This window comes from Paramagnetospirillum marisnigri (assembly GCF_001650715.1).
Classification (GTDB): domain Bacteria; phylum Pseudomonadota; class Alphaproteobacteria; order Rhodospirillales; family Magnetospirillaceae; genus Phaeospirillum; species Phaeospirillum marisnigri.
Map to the genome: position 1 here is coordinate 14,026 of NZ_LWQT01000042.1, position 24,529 is coordinate 38,554.

18 protein-coding genes are annotated in these 24,529 nt (G+C 65.1%); 13 read left to right on the forward strand and 5 right to left on the reverse strand.

All coding sequences use genetic code 11. The features are described 5' to 3' along the window. Positions 1-112 precede the first annotated feature (112 nt). Entirely contained in the window at positions 113-889 is a 777-nt protein-coding gene (locus A6A04_RS05245; protein WP_082914716.1) for a DUF2189 domain-containing protein, read from the reverse strand. Positions 890-1,152: 263 nt separating this feature from the next. On the opposite strand from A6A04_RS05245, the gene A6A04_RS05250 reads away from it, so the two are divergent. Further along, on the forward strand, positions 1,153-1,593 hold the full coding sequence (locus tag A6A04_RS05250; protein ID WP_068490618.1) for a MarR family winged helix-turn-helix transcriptional regulator: 441 nt from the start codon (positions 1,153-1,155) through the stop codon (positions 1,591-1,593). 80 nt (positions 1,594-1,673) lie between these two features. Then, entirely contained in the window at positions 1,674-2,453 is a 780-nt protein-coding gene (locus A6A04_RS05255) for a crotonase/enoyl-CoA hydratase family protein (protein WP_068490620.1), read from the forward strand. Positions 2,454-2,523: 70 nt separating this feature from the next. Here A6A04_RS05255 and A6A04_RS05260 read toward each other — a convergent pair whose 3' ends face one another. Then, the gene (locus tag A6A04_RS05260; protein WP_068490622.1) at positions 2,524-3,606 is read right to left on the reverse strand and encodes a 3-hydroxyacyl-CoA dehydrogenase family protein; all 1,083 of its coding nucleotides are present in this window, start codon (positions 3,604-3,606) and stop codon (positions 2,524-2,526) included. 180 nt (positions 3,607-3,786) lie between these two features. Here A6A04_RS05260 and A6A04_RS05265 point away from each other — a divergent pair, with 180 nt between their 5' ends. From A6A04_RS05265 to A6A04_RS05305, 9 genes are all read left to right on the forward strand, one after another. Continuing rightward, on the forward strand, positions 3,787-5,040 hold the full coding sequence (locus A6A04_RS05265) for an ABC transporter substrate-binding protein (RefSeq protein ID WP_068490628.1): 1,254 nt from the start codon (positions 3,787-3,789) through the stop codon (positions 5,038-5,040). Positions 5,041-5,071: 31 nt separating this feature from the next. Further along, complete coding sequence (locus A6A04_RS05270) at positions 5,072-5,941, forward strand: branched-chain amino acid ABC transporter permease (protein ID WP_068490632.1); 870 nt, start codon at positions 5,072-5,074, stop codon at positions 5,939-5,941. Continuing rightward, entirely contained in the window at positions 5,938-6,930 is a 993-nt protein-coding gene (locus A6A04_RS05275; RefSeq protein ID WP_068490635.1) for a branched-chain amino acid ABC transporter permease, read from the forward strand. Before A6A04_RS05270 ends, A6A04_RS05275 begins: the two co-directional genes overlap by 4 nt. Continuing rightward, on the forward strand, positions 6,927-7,661 hold the full coding sequence (locus A6A04_RS05280) for an ABC transporter ATP-binding protein (RefSeq protein WP_068490638.1): 735 nt from the start codon (positions 6,927-6,929) through the stop codon (positions 7,659-7,661). Before A6A04_RS05275 ends, A6A04_RS05280 begins: the two co-directional genes overlap by 4 nt. Positions 7,662-7,666: 5 nt before the next feature. Continuing rightward, positions 7,667-8,371: an ABC transporter ATP-binding protein gene (locus tag A6A04_RS05285; RefSeq protein ID WP_082914723.1), complete on the forward strand. Its 705-nt coding sequence runs from the start codon at positions 7,667-7,669 to the stop codon at positions 8,369-8,371. 68 nt (positions 8,372-8,439) lie between these two features. After that, the gene (locus A6A04_RS05290) at positions 8,440-10,272 is read left to right on the forward strand and encodes a feruloyl-CoA synthase (RefSeq protein ID WP_068490641.1); all 1,833 of its coding nucleotides are present in this window, start codon (positions 8,440-8,442) and stop codon (positions 10,270-10,272) included. Positions 10,273-10,361: 89 nt separating this feature from the next. Then, a complete protein-coding gene (locus tag A6A04_RS05295) occupies positions 10,362-11,585 on the forward strand; it encodes a thiolase family protein (RefSeq protein ID WP_068490642.1) in 1,224 nt (407 codons plus the stop codon). Positions 11,586-11,659: 74 nt separating this feature from the next. Next, complete coding sequence (locus A6A04_RS05300; RefSeq protein WP_068490643.1) at positions 11,660-13,324, forward strand: acyl-CoA dehydrogenase family protein; 1,665 nt, start codon at positions 11,660-11,662, stop codon at positions 13,322-13,324. A 219-nt stretch (positions 13,325-13,543) separates the two neighbouring features. Next, positions 13,544-13,819 (forward strand): HU family DNA-binding protein, encoded by a 276-nt coding sequence (locus tag A6A04_RS05305; protein WP_068490645.1) that lies wholly within the window; start codon positions 13,544-13,546, stop codon positions 13,817-13,819. A gap of 86 nt (positions 13,820-13,905) precedes the next feature. Here A6A04_RS05305 and A6A04_RS05310 read toward each other — a convergent pair whose 3' ends face one another. The 3 genes from A6A04_RS05310 to gltB form a co-directional block, all read right to left on the reverse strand. Further along, positions 13,906-15,594 (reverse strand): methyl-accepting chemotaxis protein, encoded by a 1,689-nt coding sequence (locus tag A6A04_RS05310; protein WP_068490647.1) that lies wholly within the window; start codon positions 15,592-15,594, stop codon positions 13,906-13,908. 300 nt (positions 15,595-15,894) lie between these two features. Further along, positions 15,895-17,313 carry a glutamate synthase subunit beta gene (locus A6A04_RS05315; protein ID WP_068490651.1) on the reverse strand — a complete coding sequence of 473 codons (1,419 nt, stop codon included), beginning with the start codon at positions 17,311-17,313 and terminating at the stop codon, positions 15,895-15,897. A 1-nt stretch (position 17,314) separates the two neighbouring features. Beyond that, positions 17,315-21,937 (reverse strand): glutamate synthase large subunit, encoded by a 4,623-nt coding sequence (gene gltB, locus A6A04_RS05320; protein WP_068490653.1) that lies wholly within the window; start codon positions 21,935-21,937, stop codon positions 17,315-17,317. 346 nt (positions 21,938-22,283) lie between these two features. On the opposite strand from gltB, the gene A6A04_RS05325 reads away from it, so the two are divergent. Continuing rightward, entirely contained in the window at positions 22,284-23,732 is a 1,449-nt protein-coding gene (locus A6A04_RS05325; protein WP_068490656.1) for a methyl-accepting chemotaxis protein, read from the forward strand. 31 nt (positions 23,733-23,763) lie between these two features. Then, on the forward strand, positions 23,764-24,459 hold the full coding sequence (locus tag A6A04_RS05330; RefSeq protein ID WP_068490662.1) for a Crp/Fnr family transcriptional regulator: 696 nt from the start codon (positions 23,764-23,766) through the stop codon (positions 24,457-24,459). Positions 24,460-24,529 lie beyond the last annotated feature (70 nt).

Consider the following 24,529-nt stretch of genomic DNA (forward strand, 5'->3'; position numbering starts at 1 on the left):
ACATATGCATTATCTTGACGTGTCGCCCCTCGGGCTTCCACCGACTTACGGAAAGGAGTTGTGACGCCCTGTCACGCTCCGACCAAGACAGGGCGTCAACCGTGTCAACCCGTCACGCCTGACCGATGGCGTCACGATAGGCGTGCCAGCTGGCATGGCCGATCAGGGGCAGGGTGAAGGCCAGGCCGACGAATACCAGCCCCATGCCGAAGAAGGTCACCACCGCGATGGTGGCCGCCCAGCCGATCATGGTCCGCCAGTTCAGCAGCACGGCGTGAATGCTGAAATCCATGGCCTCCATCACGCCGACATCGCGGTCGAGCAGCATGGGCATGGCGAAGACACTGACGGCGAAGGCGATGGTGGCGATGGCGCCTCCCACCACGGTTCCCACCAGCAGGAAGCGGGGGGAATCGGGCTGCAGCACCACATTGACCACGAAATTGTCGAGGCTGAGCGGAACCCCCGGCGGATGGAACAAGGCAAAAATCAGCAATCCCGCCAGCATCCATACCATCATCAGCATGGACAGGATCAGGCCGAGATTGCCGATCTGGCCGCCCCGGCGCATCACATGACCGACCACCAGGGTGAAGCTGACCGGCTCGTTGGCTTCCAGCCTGCGGCTGATCTCGTAGAGGAACACCGCCGCCAGCGGCCCCACCAGCATGAAACCGGCCACCAGGGGAAACAGCAACGATCCCATCTCCAGGCTCGACAGCAGAAGATAGATCATTCCGCCACCGCCGGCATAAACGGCCCCGAATCCGAGGCTGAGAAGTGGTTGGCGCCACATGTCGCGCCACCCCGCCGTCAGCCATTCCGAGGCCTGGGCGGGCGAAATCAAGCGGGACACCGGCGGATGGGAATCGGCGGTCAAGGTCATCATGGCTGCCCCCTAGGGTCTGAGGGGAGCAAGCCGCTCCCCATACAGATAGGTGGAGTCGCCTCCCCGCCGCCACAAGGCCCCCCAACCGCAGGGATATAATGATTTCTCCCCATCGAGCACGATACGGGCACGAAGGCAGTTGTGCCTCCGGCCGGAAACCAATAAATGTTGGTGGTCACAACAGATACGAGGACACCTTGGCCACGCGAACCGGCGGCAAGAAGACAAAAGCGAAGGCAGGGCCGGACAGGAATGGACTTCCCGTGGCTCCGACCAGCGGTCTTTGCCTGGACATGCTCGACGACATCGTCGGTTATCGCCTGCGCCGTGCCCAGGTCTTGGTCTACCAGGACTATGTCCGCACCGTCGGCTCATTGGACATCCGCCCCGCCCAGTTCGCCGCCATGACCATCATCGGCGCCAATCCCGGCCTCAGTCAGACCACCCTGGCGGCGACCATGGGCATCGACCGCTCGGGGGCGGTGATCCTGATCGACGCCCTGGAGGAAAAGGCCCTGGCCGCCCGCGTGCCTTCACCGGTGGACCGTCGTACCTATGCCATCGTGCTGACCGACAAGGGCCAGGCCACCCTGGCCCAGTTGAAGCAGTTGGTGATGGAACACGACGATCGCGTCACCGCTTGCCTGACGCCGGAAGAACGGGTCCAGCTCAACGCGCTGCTGCTTCGGCTCTACCAGGGCTGAAATACGCCTCGGGTCAAATTGTTGTTGCGCACAACAATTTTGGCAAATAACATCTCTCCCAAGAATCAGGGAGAAGCGGCATGTCCACCCAAGCCTTCACGTTGTTGACCGTCGAAATGCAGGGCCCCGTCGCCGTGGTGGGGCTGAACCGCCCCGACAAGCGCAACGCCATCAACGATCCGCTGATCGACGAAATCTGTGCCTTCTTCGCCGCCCCGCCCAGCGAGGCCCGGGTGGTGGTGCTGCACGGCCACGGCCCGCATTTCTCGTCGGGCCTGGATCTGGCCGAGCACCGCGACCGTGAAGCCTTCGAGGTGATGATGCATTCCCAGAAATGGCATCGCACCTTCCACCATGTCCAGATGGGCGGCCTGCCGGTGGTTTCGGCGCTGAAGGGCGCCGTGGTGGGCGGCGGCCTGGAACTGGCCACCTCGACCCATGTGCGGGTGGCCGAGCCTTCCACCTTCTACGCCCTGCCCGAGGGAAGCCGAGGCATTTTCGTGGGCGGCGGCGGCAGCGTGCGCGTCGCCCGGGTGATCGGTGCCGGGCGCATGGCGGAAATGATGCTGACCGGCCACGCCTACAACGCCCAGGAAGGTCAGGCCATGGGGCTGTCCCATCATCTGGTCGGCGAGGGCGAGGCCCTGCCCAAGGCGCTGGAATTGGCCGGGCGCATCGCGGGCAACGCGCCGCTGTCCAACTATGCGGTGATCAACGCCCTTCCCCGTATCGCCGACATGGCGCAAAGTGACGGCCTGTTCGCCGAGTCACTGATGGCCGCCATGGCCCAGACCAGCCCCGAAGCCCGCGAGCGCATGCGCGCCTTCCTCGAAAAGCGCGCCCCCAAGGCCGGAAGCTGACGACCCCTTTCATCCTCCCGGATGAAACACTGGAGACCTGAACGCCCCGGCGTCAGGTCTCCTCCTTTTTTCAGCGGAACAGACCGTCCAGGCTGCGCGGCAGAGCCCGCCCCTGGAAATGGCGGGCCACCATGCGCTCCACCGCCGCCCGGCCCAGGCTTCGTGCCCCGGCGCAGGGTTGCCATTGCCATTGCAAGCCGATGCGGGCGCCCAGGTCGAAATCCTCGGGCGCCGCCACCCCTTCGTCCAGGGCCTCCAGCACGGCGGTCAACACCGCGCCCTGCAAGCGCTCGACGATGCTTGCGGCCTCGGCGGCGGGAATGTCTGCGGGAAGGGCGGCATTCCACGACTCCCCTGATTCCCCCTTGGTCACCAGCGAGGCGGCGGGCAGGTAGAACCTCCCCATCACCGCCAGCGTGCGACAGGCGTGCAGGGCGATCACCGGCTTGGAAATATCCATCAGCTTGAACGGCCCCACACTGGTGCCGAACCCCCGGGTGACGGCCAGATCGATGGCGCCGGGATCGACGCCCTCGTCCAGCAGCCGCACCGCCTCGTTCAGATAGGGGACGAAGTAGCGGTTGACGGCGAAGCCGAAGGCATCCTTGCAGCGGATGGCCTGCTTGCCGGTGGCCCTGGCGAAGAACTCGGCAGCCACCAGGGTGTCTTCCGAGGTCTTGGCGCCGCGCACGATCTCCAGCAACGGATTGATGGCCGCCGGGAAGAAGTAGTGCAAGCCCAGGAAGCGCCCCGGCCCGGTCACTGCCGCCGCCAGATCATCCACCTTCAGCGAACTGGTATTGGTGGCCATCAGCGCGTCCGGCGCCAGAATGCCCGACAGAGTCCGGAACAGGCCGCTCTTGGCGTCGAAATTCTCGATGATGGCCTCGATCACCAGCGCCGCTGGCGCCATATCGGCCAAATCAGAGGAAGGGGTCAGGCGAGTGAAGGCTGCCTCCGCCTCGGCTGAAGACAGCTTGCCCCTATCCACCGAACGCCCCAGCGAGGCCTTGATCTGGGCCATGGCGCGATCCACCACCGCCGGATCGCGGTCGTTGAGCACCACCGCGAAACCGCTCATGGCGGCGCCCTGGGCGATGGCCGCCCCCATGGTCCCCGCCCCCACCAATCCGATCACGCTGTCGCGGTCCATGACACCCTCCCCCACCGAAATCCATCCATGCTCCATCATGCGATTTTTGTTGCGACGCGCAACAGTTTTTATGCCCAACAATAACTCTTGACGAAATCGGATGCTCGGATCAGGATCATCGCCAACAAGTCGCCAAAGAGCGACCTCCGGAGGTTTTTCATCTGAGAAAGGGGACGTTCAATGTCTGACAACGCCACGATTCCGTCCGCGCTCCACGCCCTGACCCGCCGCCAGTTCACCGCCGCCGCCGGTGCCGGTGCCCTGGCCGCTTCCATCGGCCTGCCCGCCCGCAGCGCCCGCGCCGCCACACCCTTGAAGCTGGGTGTGCTGCTGCCGCGTTCCGGCCATCTGGCCCTGATCGGCCAAGCCTGTCAGCGCGGCGCCGAAATCGGCCTGCCCATGCTGAGGGACCTGGGCTACACCATCGAATTGATGAACGCCGACACCGAATCCAACCCGGATGTGGGCCGGACCCAGGCGGAAAAGCTGATCCGCGAGGGTGCCCATATGCTGATGGGCTGCTTCGATTCCGCCACCACCCTGGCCGTCGCCGGTGTCGCCGAACAGAAGGGCATTCCCTTCGTGGTCAACATCGCCGCCGAGCCCAAGCTGACCGAGCAGGGCTTCAAATACACCTTCCGCAACTTCCCCAGCGCCGGCATGCTGGGCAAGGGCGGCCTGCTGCTCTACAAGGACATGTTCGCCGCCAGCGGCGTCACTCCCAAGACCGCCGTGCTGCTGCACATCAATGACAGCTTCGGCATGGGCATGCTGGCGGGCATCAACGCCCTGATGCCCAAGCTGGACCTGCCGTTCCAGATCGTTGAGACCATCGCCTACGACCCCAAGGCCCGCGACCTGTCCATCGAGGTGGCCAAGGCCAAGGCGGCCAAGGCCGACTTCGTCATGACCGTGACCCGCCTGAACGACGCCATCTTGCTGGTGCGCGAGATGGTCAAGCAGCAGGTCGACACCATGGGCATCACCTCGCCCGGTTCGCCCGGCATGTATGACAAGCAGTTCCTGAAGGCGCTGGGCAAATACGCCGATTTCTGTTCGGTCAACATTCCGTGGTTCGACCCCAAGCAGGACATGGCGGGAGTGCTGCAGAAGACCTTCGAGAAGGCCTATCCCGACGAAAGCTGCGACCTCAATGTCGGCTTCAGCTTCGAGGGCGTGCTGATCGCCGCCGACGCCCACAAGCGGGCGGGCAGCACCGATGCCGCCGCCCTGACCGAGGCCCTGCGCGCAACCAACCTGGCCAACCGGGTCATGCTGGGCGGCGCCATCAAGTTCGAGGCCAACGGCCAGAACATGAACCTGAAGTCGGCGGTGGTGCAGAACCTGGGCGGCAAGCCCACCGTGGTGCTGCCCACCGAGTCCGCCGAAGCCAAGCTGGTCTTCCCGGCCCCCGCCTTCAAGAGCCGCGGCTGATCCTTCCTTACCGCTCGGCCGGGAGTCCGGAATGGACGCGACCTTCTTCCTGAACGTAACCAGCGCCGGTCTCCTGACCGGCCTGGTCTACGGCCTGATGGCCCTCGGGCTGTCGGTGATCTTCGGCGTCATGCGCGTGGTCAATTTCGCCCATGGCGACATGATGGTGGTGGCCATGTACGCCGCCTTCCTGCTGTTCACCAAGTTGGGCATCCAGCCGGTTCCCGCGCTGCCGCTGGTGGCCGGTGGCCTGTTCGTCCTCGGCTACCTGCTGCAGCGCCTCGTTATCAACCGCTTCCTCGGCGCTACCGAGCACATCCAGTTCCTGCTGCTGCTGTCCATCGCCATCATCATCACCAATGGCGTGCTGATGGTGTTCGGACCCGACGCCCGCAACATCCAACTCGACGCCAGCTTCGAAAGCTATTCCGTCGGGCCGCTGGTGCTGGACAAGGTCCGGGTCATCGCCGCCATCACGGCGGGCGGCGTCGCCGCCCTGCTGTGGGCCTTCTTCCGCTACACCACCACCGGCACCGCCATCCGCGCCTGCGCCGACAATCCCGTCGGCGCGCGGGTAGTGGGCCTCAATGTCGAGCAGCTTTACGCCGTCACCTTCGGCATCGGCGCCGCCTGCGTCGGCGCGGCGGGCTGCCTTTTGCTGCTGCTGGTGGACGTGCATCCGCACCTGTCCTCTGACTATACCCTGCTGGGCTTCATCATCGTCATCCTGGGCGGGCTGGGCAGCCTGGGCGGCGCCCTGCTGGGCGGCATCCTGGTGGGGCTGTCGGAAGCGCTGTCGGGCGTGCTGATCGCCCCCAGCCTCAAGAGCATGTTCAGCTTCGGCCTGCTGATCCTGGTGCTGCTGCTGCGACCCCAGGGCATCCTGGGGAAGAAGCCGTGAGCGCCGCCGCCTTGCTGTCCGGACGCGGCCCCCGCCTGCTGCTGGCCCTGCTGGCCGCCCTGGTGGCGGCACCGCTGGGGGTGGGCGACTATGCCCTGTCCATCCTGATCGCGGTGCTGCTGCAGGCCTATCTCGGCATGTCGTGGAACGTGATGATGGGCTTCGCCGGTCAGTTCTCGCTGGGCCACGCCCTGTATGTGGGCCTGGGCGCCTATGCCTCGGGCACGCTGTTCGTCCATTTCGGCACATCGCCCTGGATCGGAATGCTGGCGGGAATGGCGGTGTCGGCCGCCGTCGGCTCGGTCATCGGCCTGCTGGGCTTCCGCTTCAAGGTCATGGGGGTCTATTTCGCCCTGCTGACCATCGCCTTCGCCGAATTCACCCGGGTGCTGTTCGACCACTGGGGCTGGGTCGGCGCCTCGTCGGGACTGGTGCTGCCGGTGACCAACCGCGCCAGCGACGATCTGTGGCTGCTGCGCGGCTCGCCCACCATGTTCTACTACCTGATCCTGGCCATGACCGTGGGCGGCTTCCTGTTCTCGCGCTCGCTGCTGATGCGGCGCATCGGCTACTACTGGCAGGCCATCCGCGAGAACGAGGACGCCGCCGACGCCCTGGGCATCCCGGTGTTCCGCTGCAAGATGATCGCGGTGGCGGTCTCGGCGGCCATGACCAGCATCGGCGGCATGTTCATCGCCTTCTTCAGCAACAACCTGTTCCCCGAGAGCATCTTCTCCATGCACCGCTCGCTGGAGCTGATCCTGGGGCCGATCATCGGCGGCGTCGGCACCCTGTTCGGGCCGATCCTGGGGGCGGTGCTGCTGACCGCCATGGGCGAGGCCTTCACCCTGATGGGCGAGACCATCGGCATCGACGGGGTCAAGCAGATCGCCTATGGCGTCTGCCTGCTGGTCATCCTGATCCTGAAGCCGGGGGGGGTGTGGCCGTGGCTGCGAACCCGGTTTGGGCTTGATGGAGGCGGAAAATGAGTACCGCTCCCATGCTGTCGGTGGACAATATCGGCAAGAGCTTCCGTGGCCTGCGCGCCGTCAACGCCGTCACCTTCCAGGTGCCCCGGGGCGACATCGTCGCCCTGATCGGCCCCAACGGCGCGGGCAAGACCACCACTTTCAACCTGATCGCCGGGGCGCTGCCCCTGTCCGATGGACGGGTGATGCTGGACGGCAGGGACGTCACCGGCCTGGGTCAGGCCCGCATCTGCCGCGAGGGCGTCGGCCGCACCTTCCAGATCGTCAAGCCCTTCGCCGGGTTGAGCGTGGTCGAAAATGTCATGGTCGGCGCCTTGCGCTATGACGGCGGCGACGTGGCCAAGGCGCGGGCCGCCTCGCTGGACATCCTGAATCTGCTGGAGCTGGGCGACAAGGCGTCGCTGCCGGCCCAGACCCTGACCTTGCCCGACCGCAAGCGACTGGAAGTGGCCCGGGCCCTGGCGACACGGCCCAAGCTGCTGCTGCTGGACGAGGTCATGGCGGGCCTGCGGCCGGTGGAATGCGACCGCATGGTGGCGATCCTGCAGGGCCTCAACCGCGAGACCGGCCTGACCATCTTGCTGATCGAGCATGTGATGCGGGCGGTGATGGCGCTGTCCGACCATGTGGTGGTGCTGCATCACGGCGAGAAGATCGCCGAGGGCACTCCGTCCGAGGTCACCAGCCACCCCAAGGTGCTGGAATGCTATCTGGGCGAGGAGCACGCGTGATGGCCATGCTGGAGGTCCAGGGACTCGACCTGTTCTACGGCGACGCCCAGGCCCTGGCGGGCGTCTCGCTCGACGTGGCCGAGCACGAGGTGGTGGCCATCGTCGGCGCCAACGGCGCGGGCAAGACCTCGCTGATCCGCGCCATCGCGGGCATGGCGCGCCCGGCGGCGGGCAAGGTGCTGTTCGAGGGCAAGGACATCACCGGCCAGGCCTCGTCGCGCATCTGCGACATGGGGGTGGCCCAGGTGGCCGAGGGCCGCCAGATCTTCCCCACCCTGTCGGTGCTGGAAAATCTGGAAATGGGCGCCGTCATCCCCCGCGCCCGGGCCAAGCGCAAGGACATGCTGGAACGCTGTTTTCAGTTGTTCCCCAAGCTGAAGAGCCGCCTGGACCAGTCGGCGGGGACGCTGTCGGGCGGCGAGCAGCAGATGCTGGCCATCGGCCGCTGCCTCATGGGCCAGCCGCGCCTGATGATGTTCGACGAACCCTCGCTGGGCCTCGCCCCCGCCGTGGTCAGCGAGATGTTCAAGATCATCCGCGACCTGCATGCCGAGGGCATGACCGTCATCCTGGTGGAGCAGAACGTGCAGACCTCGCTGAAGCTGGCCGATCGCGGCTATGTACTGGAAAACGGCGCCGTCGTCCTGTCCGGCACCGGCACCGGACTGCTGAACGACGACGGGGTCAGGCAGGCCTATCTGGGCCTGTAGGGCCAAGGGCCGAGGAACAACAGGCGGGGCAACAATGCCTCGCCGATAATAAGGTGGGAGGTTGCGTCATGACCTGGGGACCGATCAATTTCGCGCCCGCGCGCGTAGATGTGGAGCACCTGCCCGGCGGCGGCATGATCCTGCGTTCGCCCGACAGCCTGAAGCCGTTCTCGCGCTGCGTCGGCGACCTGTTGCACCACTGGGCCGACCGCATCCCCAACCAGACCTTCCTGGCCCAGCGCGGCCCCGACGGTACCTGGCGCAAAGTCAGCTGGGCCGAGGCGCTGCGTTCGGTTGAGGCCATCGCCCAAAGCCTGCTGGACCGGGGCCTGAACAAGAACCGGCCGGTGATGATCCTGTCGGACAACAGCATCGACCACGCCCTGCTGGCCCTGGCGGCCATGCATGTGGGGGTGCCCGCCGCCCCCATCTCCCAGGCCTATTCCCTGGTGTCCAAGGACCATTCCAAGCTGAAATACATCGCCGAGCTGCTGCGGCCCGGCCTGGTCTATGCCCATGACGGCGCCCGCTTCGCCGACGCGCTGCACATCCCGGAACTGGCCCGGGTCGAGGTGGTGACCAGCATCAATCCCCTGCCCGGCTCGTCCAGCTTCGCCGATCTGCTGGCCAACACCCCCGGCCCGGACGTGGAAACCGCCTTCGCCGCCGTGCGGCCGTCCACCGTCTCCAAGATTCTGTTCACCTCGGGCTCCACCGACCTGCCCAAGGGCGTCATCAACACCCAGCGCATGATGTGCTCCAACCAGCAGGCCATCCGCCAGTGCTGGCCGTTCCTGGCGGATTCCCACCCCGTCCTGGTGGACTGGCTGCCGTGGAACCACACCTTCGGCGGCAACCACAACTTCAACATGGTGATGCGCCACGGCGGCACGCTCTATATCGACGAGGGCAAGCCCATGCCCGGCCTGGTGGAAAAGACCGTGGCCAATCTGCGTGAAATCTCGCCGACCCTGTATTTCAACGTGCCGCGCGGCTACGACATGCTGATCCCGCTGCTGGAAAGCGACGAGGCGCTGCGCGCCAATTTCTTCAAGAACCTGAAGCTGATCTTCTATGCCGGCGCCGCCCTGCCCCAGACCCTGTGGGAGAAGCTGGAAGCCCTGTCCATGAAGGCGCTGGGATACAAGGTGCGCATGGTGTCGTCCTGGGGCTCCACCGAGACCTCGCCCATGGTCACCACGGTGCATTACGACATCGAGCGCGCCGGCAATATCGGCCTGCCCGCGCCGGGCACCGAGCTCAAGATGATTCCCAATGGCGGCAAGCTGGAACTGCGGGTGCGCGGCACCAATGTGACGCCGGGCTATCACAAGCGCGACGACCTGACCAAGAAAGCCTTCGACGAGGACGGCTTCTACATCATCGGCGACGCGGGCAAGCTGGCCGACGAGAACGACCCGGCCAAGGGCGTGCTGTTCGACGGCCGCGTCGCCGAGGACTTCAAGCTGATGTCGGGCACCTGGGTGCCGGTGGGCGCGCTGCGCGTCGCCGTCATCGACGCCGCCCAGCCGGTGCTGCAGGACGCGGTGATCACTGGCCACGACCGGGAAGAGGTGGGCGTGCTGGGCTTCGCCAGCCCCCAGGGCTGCCTGTCGCTGTGCCCCGGCCTGCCCGCCGACACGCCGTTGAAGGAGCTGATGGCGCAACCGGCGGTGCGCGACAGGATGGCCGCCGCCCTGAAGGCCTTGGCCGCCCAGGGCAAGGGAACCTCGCACCGGGTGGCCCGCGCCCTGTTGATGAGCGACCCGCCCAATATCGACGCCAATGAAATCACCGACAAGGGCTACATCAACCAGCGCGCCGTGCTGACCCAACGGGCGGCCCTGGTGGAGCGGCTTTACGCCGAGGGCAACGACCCCGAGGTCATCCGCCTGGGGTGAAGTGTTTCAACGTCACCCCCGGGCTTGACCCGGGGGTCCATGGATGCCCGGATCAAGTCCGGGCATGACGAGCCGGGAGATTAAGAGCGATGACCAACGGGCTTGGCACCGTCTATGACGATATTTGGCTGGTGGATGGGGTGCGGACCGGCTTCGCCGACTATACCAGCACGCTCAGCGCCATTTCCCCCACCGATCTCGGTATCAAGGTGGCCCGCGAGGTCCTGGCCAAGACCGCCATTCCGGCCGATGACATCGACATGGTGGTGGCGGGCAACATGGCGCAAAGCAGCTTCGACGCCTATTTCCTGCCGCGCCATATCGGCCTGTATGCCGGGGTGCCGATTCCGGTGCCCGCCCTGCTGGTGCACCGGCTGTGCGGCACCGGCTTCGAGACCATCATCCAGGCCGCCGACGCCATCACCCTGGGCAAGGCGTCCAAGGTGCTGTGCGTCGGCACCGAATCCATGTCGCGCAATCCGGTGGCGTCCTATACCTCGCGCACCGGCTTCAGGATGGGCCAGGTGGAGTTCAAGGACTTCCTGTGGGAGGCCACCAAGGATACCGCGTCCTCCACCGGCATGGGCGACACCGCCGAGAATCTGGCCAGGAAATACGGCATCACGCGGGACGAGGTGGACGCGTTCGCCGCCCAGAGCTTCGCCCGCGCCGAGGCCTCGGCCGAGTTCCGCGCCGGTGAGATCGTGCCGGTCATCAGCGAGACCTTCTCGCGCGAGGGCTACAATGATCGCGGCATCAAGCTGCCCCGCGGCGTGAAAAGCTTCGCCGTGGACGAGCATGTGCGGCCCACCCCCATCGAGGTGCTGCGCGAGTTGAAACCCGCCTTCAAGGGCGTGCAGACCGGCGGCAACAGCTCCGCCGTGGTGGACGGCGCCGCCGCCGCCATCGTGGTGGGGGGCCGCACCGTCAAGGAACGCGGCCTGACACCGCTGGCCCGGGTGGTCGCCGCCGACATCGTCGGCGTGCCGCCCGAGATCATGGGCATCGGCCCGGCGCCCGCCATCGCCAATGTAGTCAAGCGGGCGGGGCTGAGCCTTTCCGATATCAACCGCTTCGAGATCAACGAGGCCTTCGGCGCCCAATACCTCGCCGTGGAGAAGGAACTGGGCCTGGACCGAGACAAGGTCAATGTCAATGGCGGCGCCATCGCGCTTGGCCATCCGCTCGGCGTTACCGGCGTGCGGCTGTGCGTCACCGTGGCGCGCGAGTTGAAGCGGCGCGGCCTCAAGCGCGGCATCGCCTCGGCCTGCATCGGCGGCGGCCAGGGGGTCGCGGTGCTGCTGGAAGTGTAGAGACCCGGAGCGCGGGCATCCTGCCCGCCCCATTCCTGCGGGCGGGAGGCCCGCGCTCCAGCCGGGACAACCCAATGATCGACTACAAGACTCCCCTGCCCGATATCCTGTTCACCCTGAAGCACGGCGCGGCGGCCGACCGGCTGGAGCACTGGGACGACGAACTGGCCTCGGATGTGCTGACCCATGCGGCGGCCATGGTCGACGGCGTCATCGCGCCGCTGGACCCCATCGGCGATATCGAGGGCACCCATCTGGTGGACGGCCGCGCCATCATGCCCAAACCCTTCGTCGAGGCCTATGCCCAGTTCCGCGACGGCGGCTGGCAGGGACTGGCGGTGGACGAGGCCCATGGCGGCCAGGGCCTGCCCCATATCCTGGCCTCGGCCCTGTCGGAAATGCTGTCGGGGGCCTGCATCACCTATCAGATGGTGCTGTCCCTGGCCCATGGCGCCATGCGTACCCTGATCGCCAGCGGCTCCCCGGAGCAACGCGACCGATGGGTTCCCCGGCTGGCCTCGGGCGAGTATCTCGCCACCATGTGCCTGACCGAACCTCAGGCGGGCTCCGACCTGGGGCTGGCGAGAACCACCGCCACCCCTCACCCTGACGGGTCCTGGCGCATTTCCGGCGGCAAGATCTTCATTTCCGGCGGCGACCAAAACCTGACCGATGGGCGCATCATGCATCTGGTGCTGGCCCGCACCCCCGGCGCCCCCCCCGGGGTCAAGGGTCTGTCGCTGTTCCTCAGCCCCTCCCACCTGCCCGACGGATCACGCAACGCCATCAGTGTCGTGCGGCTGGAGGAAAAGATGGGCATGCATGCCTCGCCCACCTGTCAGGTGGCCTTCGACGGCGCCGAGGCCGAAATCATCGGGGCGCCGGGCGAGGGGCTGGCCCGCATGTTCACCATGATGAATGCCGAGCGCCTGGACGTGGCGGTGCAGGGCGTCGGACTGGCCGAGGTGGCGGCGCAACGATCCTTGGCCTATGCCGCCGAGCGCAAGCAGGGGCGCGCCGGTTCCGGGTCCGGCCCCGACCCCATCAGCCAGCACGGCGACGTGCGGCGCATGCTGCTGACCCAGCTGGCCCTTTCCATGGGCTGCCGCGCCATGGTCTACCGCACCCTGGTGGACCTTGAACTGGGGCGGACCCCGGCGCTGATGGAGCTGATGACGCCGGTGTGCAAGGCCTTCGCCACCGACGCGGCGCAGGAAGCCGCCAGCCTGGCCATCCAGATCCACGGCGGTTACGGCTTCCTGCGGGAATACCGGGTGGAACAGATCGCCCGCGATGGCCGGATCACCCCCATTTATGAAGGCACCAACGGCATCCAGGCCGCCACCGTGGCCGGTCGGGTCATCCGGCTGGATAATGGCGCCGCCCTCGACCAGTTCCATGACGAGATCATCGACGCCATCTCCCAGGCCGGTCCGGAATGGGCAGAGGTGTTGAAGCGAGGCCTGTCGGCCCTGGATCGTGCATCCAAGGCCATGCTGGGCAGACGCGACATCGGCCTGACCGCCACCAGCTATTTGCGCCTGTTGGGCCTGCTGGCCTTCGGCGCCGCCTGGGCGCGGCTGGATGCCGCCGCCGGGCAAGCCCCCAATCCCAGCCGTATCCGTGCCGTCGCCGCCTTCGTCCGCGACTGGCTGATGGGCGAGGTGGATTTCCTGGCTGATCGATGCCAAAGCGGCATGGAACTGGCGGCGGCTCCCGAGGATGTCTTCACGCCTTGAAGATTCCTGTGGGAAACTGGCCGAAAGCCTGGGGTATACGGTTGTATTGTTGACGGATTCACGAGACATTAGCACCCTGTCTGGCGCAGAACGCGCCGTACGGCGCCGTGCCGGGCAGATAGAATCATCTGGCGACCGACTGGTGGCGGCCCGAATTCAGGGTTGACGCCGTGGGCCGTCGTGGCATCTTTTCCGTTTCGACAGTCAATTGGGGGTCTCATGAACAAGCAGGATCTGGTGAACAAGGTTGCCGAGCTGAGCGGTCTGTCCAAGGCGACGTCCGACAGCGTGGTCGATGCCACCTTCGCCGCCATTACCGCCGCTCTCAAGGCCGGCGACGACGTTCGCCTGGTCGGTTTCGGCTCGTTCTCGGTGACGCAGCGCGCCGCCAAGGAAGGCCGCAATCCCCGTACCGGCGCCACCATCAAGATCGCGGCCTCCAAGGCCCCGAAGTTCACCGCGGGCAAGGGCCTCAAGGACGCCGTCAACGGCTGATCCTTACCCTTTTCCAGGGGTGGAATGCAAAAGGGCCCTCGGAGGAAACTCCGAGGGCCCTTGGCATTTCAGCCTGAGATGGCAGACTACATGCCCCTGACCTGACCGACGAAACGATCGACACCCTGGCGCAGGGAATCGGCCTCGCGCGCCAGTCCTCCCGCCGCCTCCAGCACGTCACGAGCCGCCTCCCCCGCCTCTTCCGAAGTCCGACTGACGGATTCGATATGGGTGGAGACATCACGCGCCCCGGCGGCCGCCTCGTTGACGTTGCGGGCGATTTCCTGGGTGGCCGCCCCTTGCTGATCCACCGCGTCGGCGATGGAAGAGGCAATCTCGTCCATGCGCCCGATGGTGCGGCCGATTTCCTCGATGGCGCCCACCGCTTCCCCGGTGGTGGTTTGGATCGAGGAAATCTGATTGGCGATCTCATCGGTGGCCTTGGCGGTCTGGCTGGCCAGATGCTTGACCTCGTTGGCGACCACGGCGAAGCCCTTGCCCGCCTCGCCGGCCCGCGCCGCCTCGATGGTGGCGTTGAGCGCCAGCAGGTTGGTCTGTCCGGCGATGTCGTTGATCAGGCTGACCACTTCGCCGATGCGGTTGGCGGCATCGGACAGGCCGCGAACCACGCCGTCCGTCCGGCGAGCCGCTTCCACCGCCGAGCGGGCGATCGAGGTGCTTTGCCCAACCTGGGAACTGATCTCGCGGATCGAAGCCGCCAATTCCTCGGCGGCAGCGGCAACGGTCTCGACATTGGCGCTGGTCTGGTGCGCGGCGGCGGCGATGGTCTGGGCCTCATGGGCCGCGGACTGAACCGCGCCTTCCAGGGCCGAGGCGTTGTTGCGCATGCGCTCGGCCGACTGGCTGACCGTCTCGACGGTGGCACGGACCCCGCTTTCCAGATCCTTGGCCAAGCCGTTCAGGGTGGATTTGCGCTCGGCCTCGGCCTGTTCGCGCATGGCGGCGCGTTCCTCGGACATCCGCTTGACCTCGATGGAACTAGCCCGGAACACCTCGGCGGCACGGACCAGTTCGCCGATCTCGTCCTTACGCCCCGCCCCCTCGAACCGGACGCCGATATCCCCATCCGCCAGGGCGCGGATGCCATCGGTCAGCCCCTTCATACCGTTGACGATGCCATTGCCGATCCACCACGACACCAGCAGCACGCAGAACAAGACCACCAGGGTAATACCACCCTGGGTGATCAGCTTTTCGCGGAAGGTACTGTCGACGTCATCCACATAGATGCCCGACCCCACCAGCCATCCCCAGTCATCAAGGCCCTTGACGTAGGAAATCTTGGGAACCGGCTGATCCAACCCCGGCTTGGGCCACAGATAGGAGACGAAGCCAGCCTTGTCCTTCTTGACCACGTCGATCATCTCGGCGAAGAACGGCTTGCCGGACGGATCGGTCATCCCCATCAAATCCTTGCCCGTCATGTCGGGGCGCATGGGATGCATCACCATCTTGCCGGCAATGCTGTTGATCCAGAAGTATTCCTTCTCCTCGTAGCGCATGGTCTTGACGGCGGCCATGGCGGCCTCCTGGGCGGCCTCGGTGGTCATGCGACCGGCCTTGGCCTCGCCCACATAAAAACCGATCAGGCTGTGGGCCGTCTCGACCACATGCCGGGTCTTGAGCTGACGGGTCTCCATCAGTTCCTGGCGCAAATTGCCCATGCTGGCCAAAATCAGACAGGCCATGCCAACCAGGGATGCCGCCACGATGACCAAAATCTTGGACTTGAAGCTCAGATTTTCGACCGTCATTCCGCCATGAACCCCACCATGCGACGGACCCGCCCGACGCGAAAGAGATTTTCTAAGACATCCATATGCCATTCGTCAATTGTGGACTTCACTAATTGCAATAGCCGCCAGGCCAGAGAGCCTACGGCAACTTCAATAACTGGTGTGACCACCAACATTTTCACAAAACAACCCGAAACACATTCGTTATCGCGTGATAATTTTTATCGAATATTTGATGGCTTTTTTTGATTTACTTATGAACTTGCAAATTGAAAGCCCGCACCCTGACGAGTGCGGGCTGCATCTACAAGTTAAATTTCAGCACAACGGCAGGTCACTGCTTCCCATCAGGAAGGTATCCACAGCTCGCGCCGCCTGACGTCCTTCGCGAATAGCCCAGACCACCAGACTTTGACCACGGCGGATATCGCCGGCAGCGAATATCTTTGGATTAGATGTTTTGTATGTTTGAACATCCGCCTTCACGTTGCCGCGCGGGTCCTTCTCGATTCCCAGCCCGTCCACCAGCCCAAGGTGAACCGGATGGACGAAGCCCATGGCCAGCAACACCAGATCGGCCTCCAGCTTGAACTCGGTGCCGGGAATCTGTTGGAACTTGCCATCAACCTCGAAGCAGTCGAGGCCGACCACGCGGCCATTCTCGCCCCGGAAGGCGGCGGTGGAGACCGACCAGCGACGGGTGCAGCCCTCGTCATGGGAGGACGAGGTGCGCAGGCGATTGGGCCAGAGCGGCCAGGAGGTTCCCTTGTCCTCGGCGGCGGGCGGCTTGGGCATGATCTCGATCTGGGTGACCGAGGCGGCGCCCTGGCGGTTGGAGGTGCCGACGCAGTCGGCGCCGGTATCGCCGCCGCCGATCACCACCACCTTCTTGCCCGTGGCGAGAATATCCGCGCTGCCAACCGCCTCATTGCCCACCCGGCGGTTCTGCTGGGACAGGAAATCCATGGCGAAGTGGACGCCGTTCAATTCGCGGCCGGGCACGGACAGATCGCGCGGCTTTTCCGAACCGCCGGTCAGTACCACCGCGTCGAACCCATCCACCAGATCCTGGGCCGAGATATCCACGCCCACATGGACGTTGGCGCGGAATTCCACGCCTTCGGCCGCCATCTGGGCCATGCGGCGATCGATCACCGACTTGTCCAGCTTGAAATCGGGAATGCCGTAGCGCAGCAAGCCGCCCATCTTGGCGTTTTTCTCGAACAGAATCACCGCGTGACCGGCGCGGGCAAGCTGCTGTGCCGCCGCCATGCCGGCCGGGCCGCCGCCGACCACCGCCACGGTCTTGCCGGTCTTGGCCCGTGACGTGTCGGGCGTGATCCAGTCTTCGGCCCAGCCCCTCTCGACGATGGCGTGCTCGATGGTCTTGATGGTGACCGCCTCGTCGGTGAGATTCAGGGTGCACGATGCCTCGCACGGCGCCGGGCAGATCCGACCGGTGAATTCCGGGAAGTTGTTGGTGGAGTGCAGCACCTCCAGCGCCTCGCGCCAGCGGTTGCGGTACACCAGGTCATTCCAGTCGGGGATGATATTGTTGACCGGGCAACCCTGGTGGCAGAACGGAATGCCGCAATCCATGCACCGCGCGCCCTGCTTCTTCAGGTCATCCTCGGACAGGGGCCGGGTGAACTCGCCATAGTGGCGGATGCGCTCCTCCGGGGCTTCATAGCCCGGGGTCTGGCGCTTGAACTCCTTGAATCCGGTCGGCTTTCCCATCTCAGCGCCCTCCCCCGGCCGCGACCCTCGGTTCCTGCGCCTTTTGCATCTCAAGCAGGGCGCGGCGGTAATCCACCGGCATCACCTTGACGAACTTGGGCATGTAGTACTCCCAATTCAGCAGGATGTCGTGGGCACGCTTGCTGCCCGTATAGTGCTGATGGTTGCGCAGCAAGGCCTGGATGCGGAAGGCATCGTCGCGGGTCATGTCGCCCAGGATGTCGACCAGCCCATGGCTTTCCAGGTCGCCGGACTGGTTCTCATGGCGGATATTGGCATCCTCTTCCGCCGCCACCGGCTCCAGTTCCACCATGGACAGGTTGCAGCGCTTGGCGAAATCGCCGGTCTCGTCCAGCACATAGGCGACACCGCCCGACATGCCCGCCGCGAAATTGCGCCCGGTGGCGCCGATCACCAGCACCACGCCGCCGGTCATGTATTCGCAGCCGTGGTCGCCGACGCCTTCCACCACCGCGATGGCGCCGGAATTGCGCACGGCGAAGCGCTCGCCGGCCACGCCGCGGAAGTAGCATTCACCCTCGATGGCACCGTAGAGCACGGTATTGCCGATGATGATGTTGTCTTCGGCGACGATCTTGGAGACCTTGGGCGGATAGATGGCGATACGGCCACCGGAAATGCCCTTGCCCACATAGTCGTTGGCCTCGCCTTCCAGCTCCAGGGTGATGCCCCGGGCCAGGAAGGCGCCGAAGCTCTGCCCGGCGGTGCCGTCCAGCTTGATATGGATGGTATCGCCCGGCAGGCCGGAATGACCGAAGCGCTTGGCCACCTCGCCCGACAGCATGGCGCCAACGGTACGGTTGACGTTCTTCACCGGCTTCCTGATCCGCACCGACATGCGGTCCTCCAGGGCGGGCTTGGACTCGGCAATCAGTTCGCGGTCCAGCACGTCGTCCACATCGTGTTCCTGCGGCTCCACATTGCGGGTGGCGACGCCGGGTCCGGCCTCGACCTTGTGGAACAGCTTGGAGAAGTCCAGCCCCTTGGCCTTCCAGTGGTCCACCGCCTTGTTGACGTCCAGCAGATCCGAGCGGCCGATCATCTCCTCGATCTTGCGGAAACCGAGCGAGGCCATGATCTCGCGCAATTCCTCGGCCACGAAGAAGAAGTAGTTGATGACGTGCTCGGGCTGGCCGGTGAAGCGCTTGCGCAGCTCGGGGTCCTGGGTGGCGACACCCACCGGACAGGTGTTGAGGTGACACTTGCGCATCATGATGCACCCCGCCGCGATCAGCGGCGCGGTGGCGAAGCCGAATTCATCGGCCCCCAGCAGGGCGGCGATGGCGACATCGCGCCCCGTGCGCAGACCGCCGTCGCATTGCACCGCGATGCGGCCGCGCAACTGGTTCAGCACCAGGGTCTGGTGGGTCTCGGCCAGGCCGATTTCCCAGGGCGACCCGGCATGCTTGATGGAGGTCAGCGGCGAGGCGCCGGTGCCGCCGTCGAAGCCGGAAATGGTGACATGGTCGGCCTTGGCCTTGGACACGCCGGCCGCCACGGTGCCGACACCGATCTCCGAGACCAGCTTGACCGAGATGCGCGCCGCCGGATTGACGTTCTTCAGGTCGAAGATCAGCTGGGCCAGATCCTCGATGGAGTAGATGTCATGGTGCGGCGGCGGGCTGATCAGGCCGACACCGGGGGTGGAATGGCGCACCCGGGCGATGGTCTTGTCCACCTTGTGGCCGGGCAGCTGACCGCCCTCGCCGGGCTTGGCGCCCTGGGCCATCTTGATCTGGATGTCGTCGGCATTGACCAGGTATTCGGCGGTGACGCCGAAACGGCCCGAGGCCACCTGCTTGATGGCCGAGCGCATGGAATCGCCGTTTTCCAGCGGTACGAAGCGTTCCGGCTCCTCGCCGCCCTCGCCGGTATTGGACTTGCCGCCGATGCGGTTCATGGCGATGGCCAGAGTGGTATGGGCCTCGGCCGAGATCGAGCCGAACGACATGGCGCCGGTGGCGAAGCGCTTGACGATCTCCTTCGCCGATTCCACCTCATCCAGCGGCACGCCATTGCCCGCCGGACGGATTTCGAACAGACCGCGCAGCGTCAGCAGGCGACGGTTCTGCTCGTCGATCTGGCGCGAGAACTCGCTGAACTTTTCCTTGGAGTTGGACCGCACCGCATGCTGCATGGTGGCGATGGTTTCCGAGGTCCAGGCATGGGCCTCGCCGCGCAGCCGAACGGCGTATTCTCCGCCCACATCCAGGGCGTTGCGGTAGATCAGCGCGTCGGAATAGGCGGCGCGGTGACGGCGCAGGGTCTCTTCCGCCACTTCCTTCAAGGAGATGCCCTCGACCCGCGACGAGGTCCCGGCGAAGTAGGTGTTGACGAACCGGGTCGACAGGCCGATGGCGTCGAAAATCTGGGCGCCGCAATAGGACTGGTAGGTGGAGATGCCCATCTTGGCCATCACCTTGAGGATGGCCTTGTCCATGGCCTTGATGTAGCGCTTCTGCACTTCCTTGGCCGAAAGTTCCTCGGGCAGGGTCGGCCGCATGGCTTCCAGGGTCTCGAAGGCCAGATAGGGATTGATGGCCTCGGCGCCATAGCCCGCCAGCACGCACATGTGATGGATCTCGCGGGCCTCGCCGGTTTCCACCACCAGACCCGCCTTGGTACGCAGGCCTTCGCGGATCAGGAAGTGATGCACGGCGGAAACCGCCAGCAGCGACGGCATGGCCACATCGTTCGGCCCCATGGCGCGATCCGACAGCACGAAGATGTTGTAGCCTTCCTCGACCTTGGCCTTGGCCTTGCGGCACAGGGCGGCTATGGCCAGTTCCAGACCGTCGGCGCCCTCGGCCACCGGCCAGGTGATGTCCAGGGTGGTCGAGCGGAAACCAGACCCGGGCAGGGTCTCGATGCGCCGGATCTTCTCCAGGTCCTCGTTGGTCAGGATGGGCTGGCGCACTTCCAGGCGCTTGCCGCTGGCGGCCTCGCCCAGGCCCAGCAGGTTGGGACGCGGACCGATCAGCGATACCAGGCTCATCACCGATTCCTCGCGGATGGAATCAATGGGCGGATTGGTCACCTGGGCAAAGCACTGCTTGAAGTAGTTGAACAGCAGCTTGGGCTTGTCCGACAACACCGCGATGGGCGTGTCGGTCCCCATGGAACCCACCGCTTCCTGGCCGGTGACGGCCATGGGCTGCAGCAGGAACTTGGTGTCTTCCTGGGTATAGCCGAAGGCCTGCTGGCGCTTCATCAGCGTCTGGGGATCGGGCTTGGCGGGCTCGACCGGGATCTCCAGGTCCTCCAGGACGATCTGGGAATTTTCCAACCACTGGGCATAGGGCTTTTCGCCCGCCAACTGGGTCTTGATCTCGCCATCGTCGATGATGCGACCCTGTTCCAGGTCGATCAGCAGCATCTTGCCGGGCTGAAGGCGCCACTTCTTCTTGATGCGCTCTTCCGGAATGGTCAGCACGCCCATTTCGGATGCCATCAGCAGCTTGTCGTCGGTGGTGACCAGATAGCGCGCCGGACGCAGGCCGTTGCGATCCAGGGTGGCGCCGATCTGGCGGCCATCGGTAAAGCACACCGCCGCCGGGCCGTCCCACGGCTCCATCAGGGCGGCGTGATACTCGTAGAAGGCCTTGCGCTTCTCGTCCATCAGCGGATTGCCCGACCAGGCTTCGGGAACCAGCATCATCATGGCATGGGCCAGGGAATAGCCGCCCATCACCAACAGTTCGAGAGCATTGTCGAAACAGGCGGAGTCGGACTGGCCCTCGGGGATCAGCGGCCACAGCTTGGCCAGGTCCTCGCCCAGGACATCGGACGCCATGGTCTGGCGCCGCGCGTTCATCCAGTTGAGATTGCCGCGCAACGTGTTGATCTCGCCATTATGGCAGATCATGCGGAACGGATGCGCCAGCCGCCACGACGGGAAGGTATTGGTGGAAAAGCGCTGATGCACCATGGCCAGCGCGCTGGTCATGCGCGGATCGGACAGCTCGGTGTAGAACACGCCGACCTGATCGGCCAGCAGCATGCCCTTGTAGATCAGGGTGCGGGTGGACAGCGACGAAATGTAGAAATCGCGCTCGGACCCAACCGGCGCATGGTTGAACACCAGCTTGCGGATGACGAACAGCTTGCGCTCGAAAGCCTGCTGGTCGGCGACCCCCGCCCCCATGCCGATGAAGATCATGCGCACCACCGGAACGGTGGGCAGCACCGAATAGCCCAGGCTGGACGAATCGGTGGGAACATCGCGCCAGCCCAGGACCACCTGGCCCTCGGCCTTGATCACGCTTTCGAAATGCTGCTCGCAGGCCTGGCGCAAGGCCGGATCCTGGGGCAGGAAGACGCAACCGGCGCCATAGGAGCCCTCGGCCGGCAAGGTGATGCCGTTGGTCTGGGCCTCGGCGCGCAGGAAAGCGTCGGGAAGCTGGATCAGGATACCGGCGCCGTCGCCCGCTTTCGGGTCGGCGCCCACGGCACCGCGATGGGTGAGATTGACCAGAATCTCCAACCCGCTGCGGATAATGTCGTGGGATTTGCGGTTCTTGATGTCGACGATAAAGCCGACACCACACGCGTCGTGCTCATGGCTCGGGTCATAGAGGCCCTGTGCTTCCGGCAATCCGCTCATCTTCACTCGGTTCCTTTTCGCCTCCGAGGAAACCCGAGGATTCCCGCGGAAAATCATCATATCCGTCCCTGCTGGCAGGCACGAAAACCCTTGCCCGATCCCAACGCCTGCGATCAGCCAAAGAAGCTTCATAGGGCATTTCGTCGCCTTCGCCAAGCCTGGGAAACCAAAGCATTGCTTTCAGCACCGCCAAGGCCTTCCGCTCAGCCAAGTTTCGCTTTGCCCCCAAGGGTTATGACGGTATTGTCGCAAGGGGTAGGACCATTGATCCTGGACGCCGCCGGTCACGTGGCATCGGTCGTGGTGAGGGCGAACAGAAGACGCGAATACGGACACCGATAGTCAGATGAGTGACGATTTCGAGCTTTTCGGCGATGAACCCGCGACCCCGGCGGCGCCAGCACCCGCTTCTACCGGCGGGGGAGACCTGTTCTTCGACGATGATCCCGGCCCGGCAGTCGACGCCGTCCCCACTCTCAGCATGACCGAGCGGGTCGCCCAAAATCTGAAGCTGTTTTGCGTCGACAACACCGTCAACACGACCATCCGCGAGGCCTCGACCCAGGTGGTCGCCAGCATGGACGCGGTGGTGGCCGAGGCATTCGCCTGGGTGCAGCAATTTCCTCCCTTTGGCGAGAAACTGACCGATGATGCTCGCTCCACCCTGTCCGGCGTGCTGATCGAGCATTGGCGCAACCTTTATCGCGGCGAGTTCACCGCCGACTACAACGCCACCGCCCAACAGCTTGGCTTCATGCTGGCCTATATGGACCTGGGCGCCTCGTGGTACCAGGCCATGGCGGCAGCCGGATCGACCAAGGCGCTCTCCATCATTTTCAAGGGCAAGCGCGGATCGGAATCGGCGGCGACCGCCCTGCAACGGGTGGTGATGCTGGACCTCTCGGTGGTGACCCACGACTATTTCGCCGCCGCCACCCAGAACCGGGCCAAGGTCGCCCAGGACCTGGCCAATGCTTTCGAGAAGAGCATCAAGCTGGTGGTGGATGAAGTGGGCGCCATGGCCGTGGGGCTTAAAAGCCATTCCGACGAGATGCTGCGTCGCCTGTCCCATATGGACTTCGAGACGGTGAACATGGCCGCCGCCGCCGAGGAGGCCTCCTACAGCGTCGACAATATTTCCAATAATACCAACGAGCTGGCCACTTCCATCGCCCATATTCGCGATAACGTGGTCCGCACGTCCGAGGCCGCCGAGCAGGCCGCCGAGGCCGCCCGCGCCACCGACGCCGCCATGCGCCAGATGCTGGATGTGGCCAGCCGCATCGGCAAGATCGGCGAAACCATCGACACCATCGCGCGCCAGACCCGCATGCTGGCGCTGAACGCCACCATCGAGGCGGCCCGCGCCGGAGCCGCCGGCCGCGGCTTCGCCGTGGTGGCCCAGGAAATCAAGAACCTGTCGGAGCAGACCAGCCGCGCCACCAAGGAAATCGCCCATTCCGTCGCCGAGGCGGTGCAGGCGACCAATGAAGCGGTGCAGACCATCAACCGCACCGTGGATGCCGTGGCGGGTATCAATCAGGTGGCTACCGAGGTCCGCCATTCGGTCGAGGCCCAGACCGGGGCGACGGCCACCATCGCGGGCCATGTGTCCGAGGCGGCCTCGGGTGCCAAGGCCGTGACCTCCTCGGTCAACAGCGCCATCGAGGCGCTGGGCGTGTCCAGCAGCGCCGCCAGCGAGCTGAACCGTTCCGCCGACGCCCTGTCCATCAAGGCCGCCATCATGCGGACCGAGGTAGACCAGTATCTCGACCGCCTCCACCATATGGGCTAATGTAGCGGACCATTTGACTTAAGGCCCGGCCATGACCGAATCGGTGCAGAAGCGACGTGAAATGCTGGCGAGCACACCGCTGTTCTCCGCCATCCCCGCCGCCTTGCTCGACGAATTGGCGGTAAGGGCCAAGCCAGTCAAGGTCGATTCCCGCGAGATCCTGTTCTCCAAGGGAGACCCCGGCGATCGGCTGTATCTGGTCGCCAAGGGCCTGATCCGCATCGGCGTGCTGTCGGTCGAAGGCCGTGAGGTCACCTATGGCATGATCAAGCCGGGCGAGTTGTTCGGCGAGATCGCGGTGCTCGACGGCGGCGCGCGCTCGGCCGATGCCACCGCCATGGAGGCCAGCGAACTGCTGGCCCTGGAACGCAAGGACGTCAACGGCTTCCTGCAGCGCCATCCCATTCAGGCCCTGCACCTGATCAAGGTGCTGTGCGACCGGGTGCGTCGCGCCGACGATCTGCTGGAGGATGTGGTGTTCCTGTCGCTGCCGTCCCGGCTGGCCAAGCATCTGCTGATGCTGAAGTCCACCCTGTCCGGCGCCGAAGCCGCCAAGGGTCCCGCCACCATCCGCCTGTCGCAGCAGGAAGTCGCCGACCATTTGGGCATCAGCCGCGAAAGCGTCAACAAAGTGCTGTCCAAATGGGAACAGGCCGGGGTGGTCACCCTGGGGCGCGGTCAGATCACGCTCGACAAGCCCGACGCCCTGGAAGATTTCCTGTCCTGACCCCACTTTGGGTCATATGCCCCGACTTGTGTGAGCCCCTTCACATACGCCCCTTGCCGCTCCGCCTATA

What these genes read in the sequence shown, in the direction of transcription:
- A6A04_RS05245 (WP_082914716.1), bottom strand. Translation starts at nt 889, where the DNA reads ATGATGACCTTGACCGCCGATTCCCATCCGCCGGTGTCCCGCTTGATT.
- A6A04_RS05255 (WP_068490620.1), top strand. Translation starts at nt 1,674, where the DNA reads ATGTCCACCCAAGCCTTCACGTTGTTGACCGTCGAAATGCAGGGCCCC.
- A6A04_RS05260 (WP_068490622.1), bottom strand. Translation starts at nt 3,606, where the DNA reads ATGGACCGCGACAGCGTGATCGGATTGGTGGGGGCGGGGACCATGGGG.
- A6A04_RS05265 (WP_068490628.1), top strand. Translation starts at nt 3,787, where the DNA reads ATGTCTGACAACGCCACGATTCCGTCCGCGCTCCACGCCCTGACCCGC.
- A6A04_RS05270 (WP_068490632.1), top strand. Translation starts at nt 5,072, where the DNA reads ATGGACGCGACCTTCTTCCTGAACGTAACCAGCGCCGGTCTCCTGACC.
- A6A04_RS05280 (WP_068490638.1), top strand. Translation starts at nt 6,927, where the DNA reads ATGAGTACCGCTCCCATGCTGTCGGTGGACAATATCGGCAAGAGCTTC.
- A6A04_RS05285 (WP_082914723.1), top strand. Translation starts at nt 7,667, where the DNA reads ATGCTGGAGGTCCAGGGACTCGACCTGTTCTACGGCGACGCCCAGGCC.
- A6A04_RS05290 (WP_068490641.1), top strand. Translation starts at nt 8,440, where the DNA reads ATGACCTGGGGACCGATCAATTTCGCGCCCGCGCGCGTAGATGTGGAG.
- A6A04_RS05295 (WP_068490642.1), top strand. Translation starts at nt 10,362, where the DNA reads ATGACCAACGGGCTTGGCACCGTCTATGACGATATTTGGCTGGTGGAT.
- A6A04_RS05300 (WP_068490643.1), top strand. Translation starts at nt 11,660, where the DNA reads ATGATCGACTACAAGACTCCCCTGCCCGATATCCTGTTCACCCTGAAG.
- A6A04_RS05305 (WP_068490645.1), top strand. Translation starts at nt 13,544, where the DNA reads ATGAACAAGCAGGATCTGGTGAACAAGGTTGCCGAGCTGAGCGGTCTG.
- A6A04_RS05310 (WP_068490647.1), bottom strand. Translation starts at nt 15,594, where the DNA reads ATGACGGTCGAAAATCTGAGCTTCAAGTCCAAGATTTTGGTCATCGTG.
- A6A04_RS05315 (WP_068490651.1), bottom strand. Translation starts at nt 17,313, where the DNA reads ATGGGAAAGCCGACCGGATTCAAGGAGTTCAAGCGCCAGACCCCGGGC.
- gltB (WP_068490653.1), bottom strand. Translation starts at nt 21,937, where the DNA reads ATGAGCGGATTGCCGGAAGCACAGGGCCTCTATGACCCGAGCCATGAG.
- A6A04_RS05325 (WP_068490656.1), top strand. Translation starts at nt 22,284, where the DNA reads ATGAGTGACGATTTCGAGCTTTTCGGCGATGAACCCGCGACCCCGGCG.
- A6A04_RS05330 (WP_068490662.1), top strand. Translation starts at nt 23,764, where the DNA reads ATGACCGAATCGGTGCAGAAGCGACGTGAAATGCTGGCGAGCACACCG.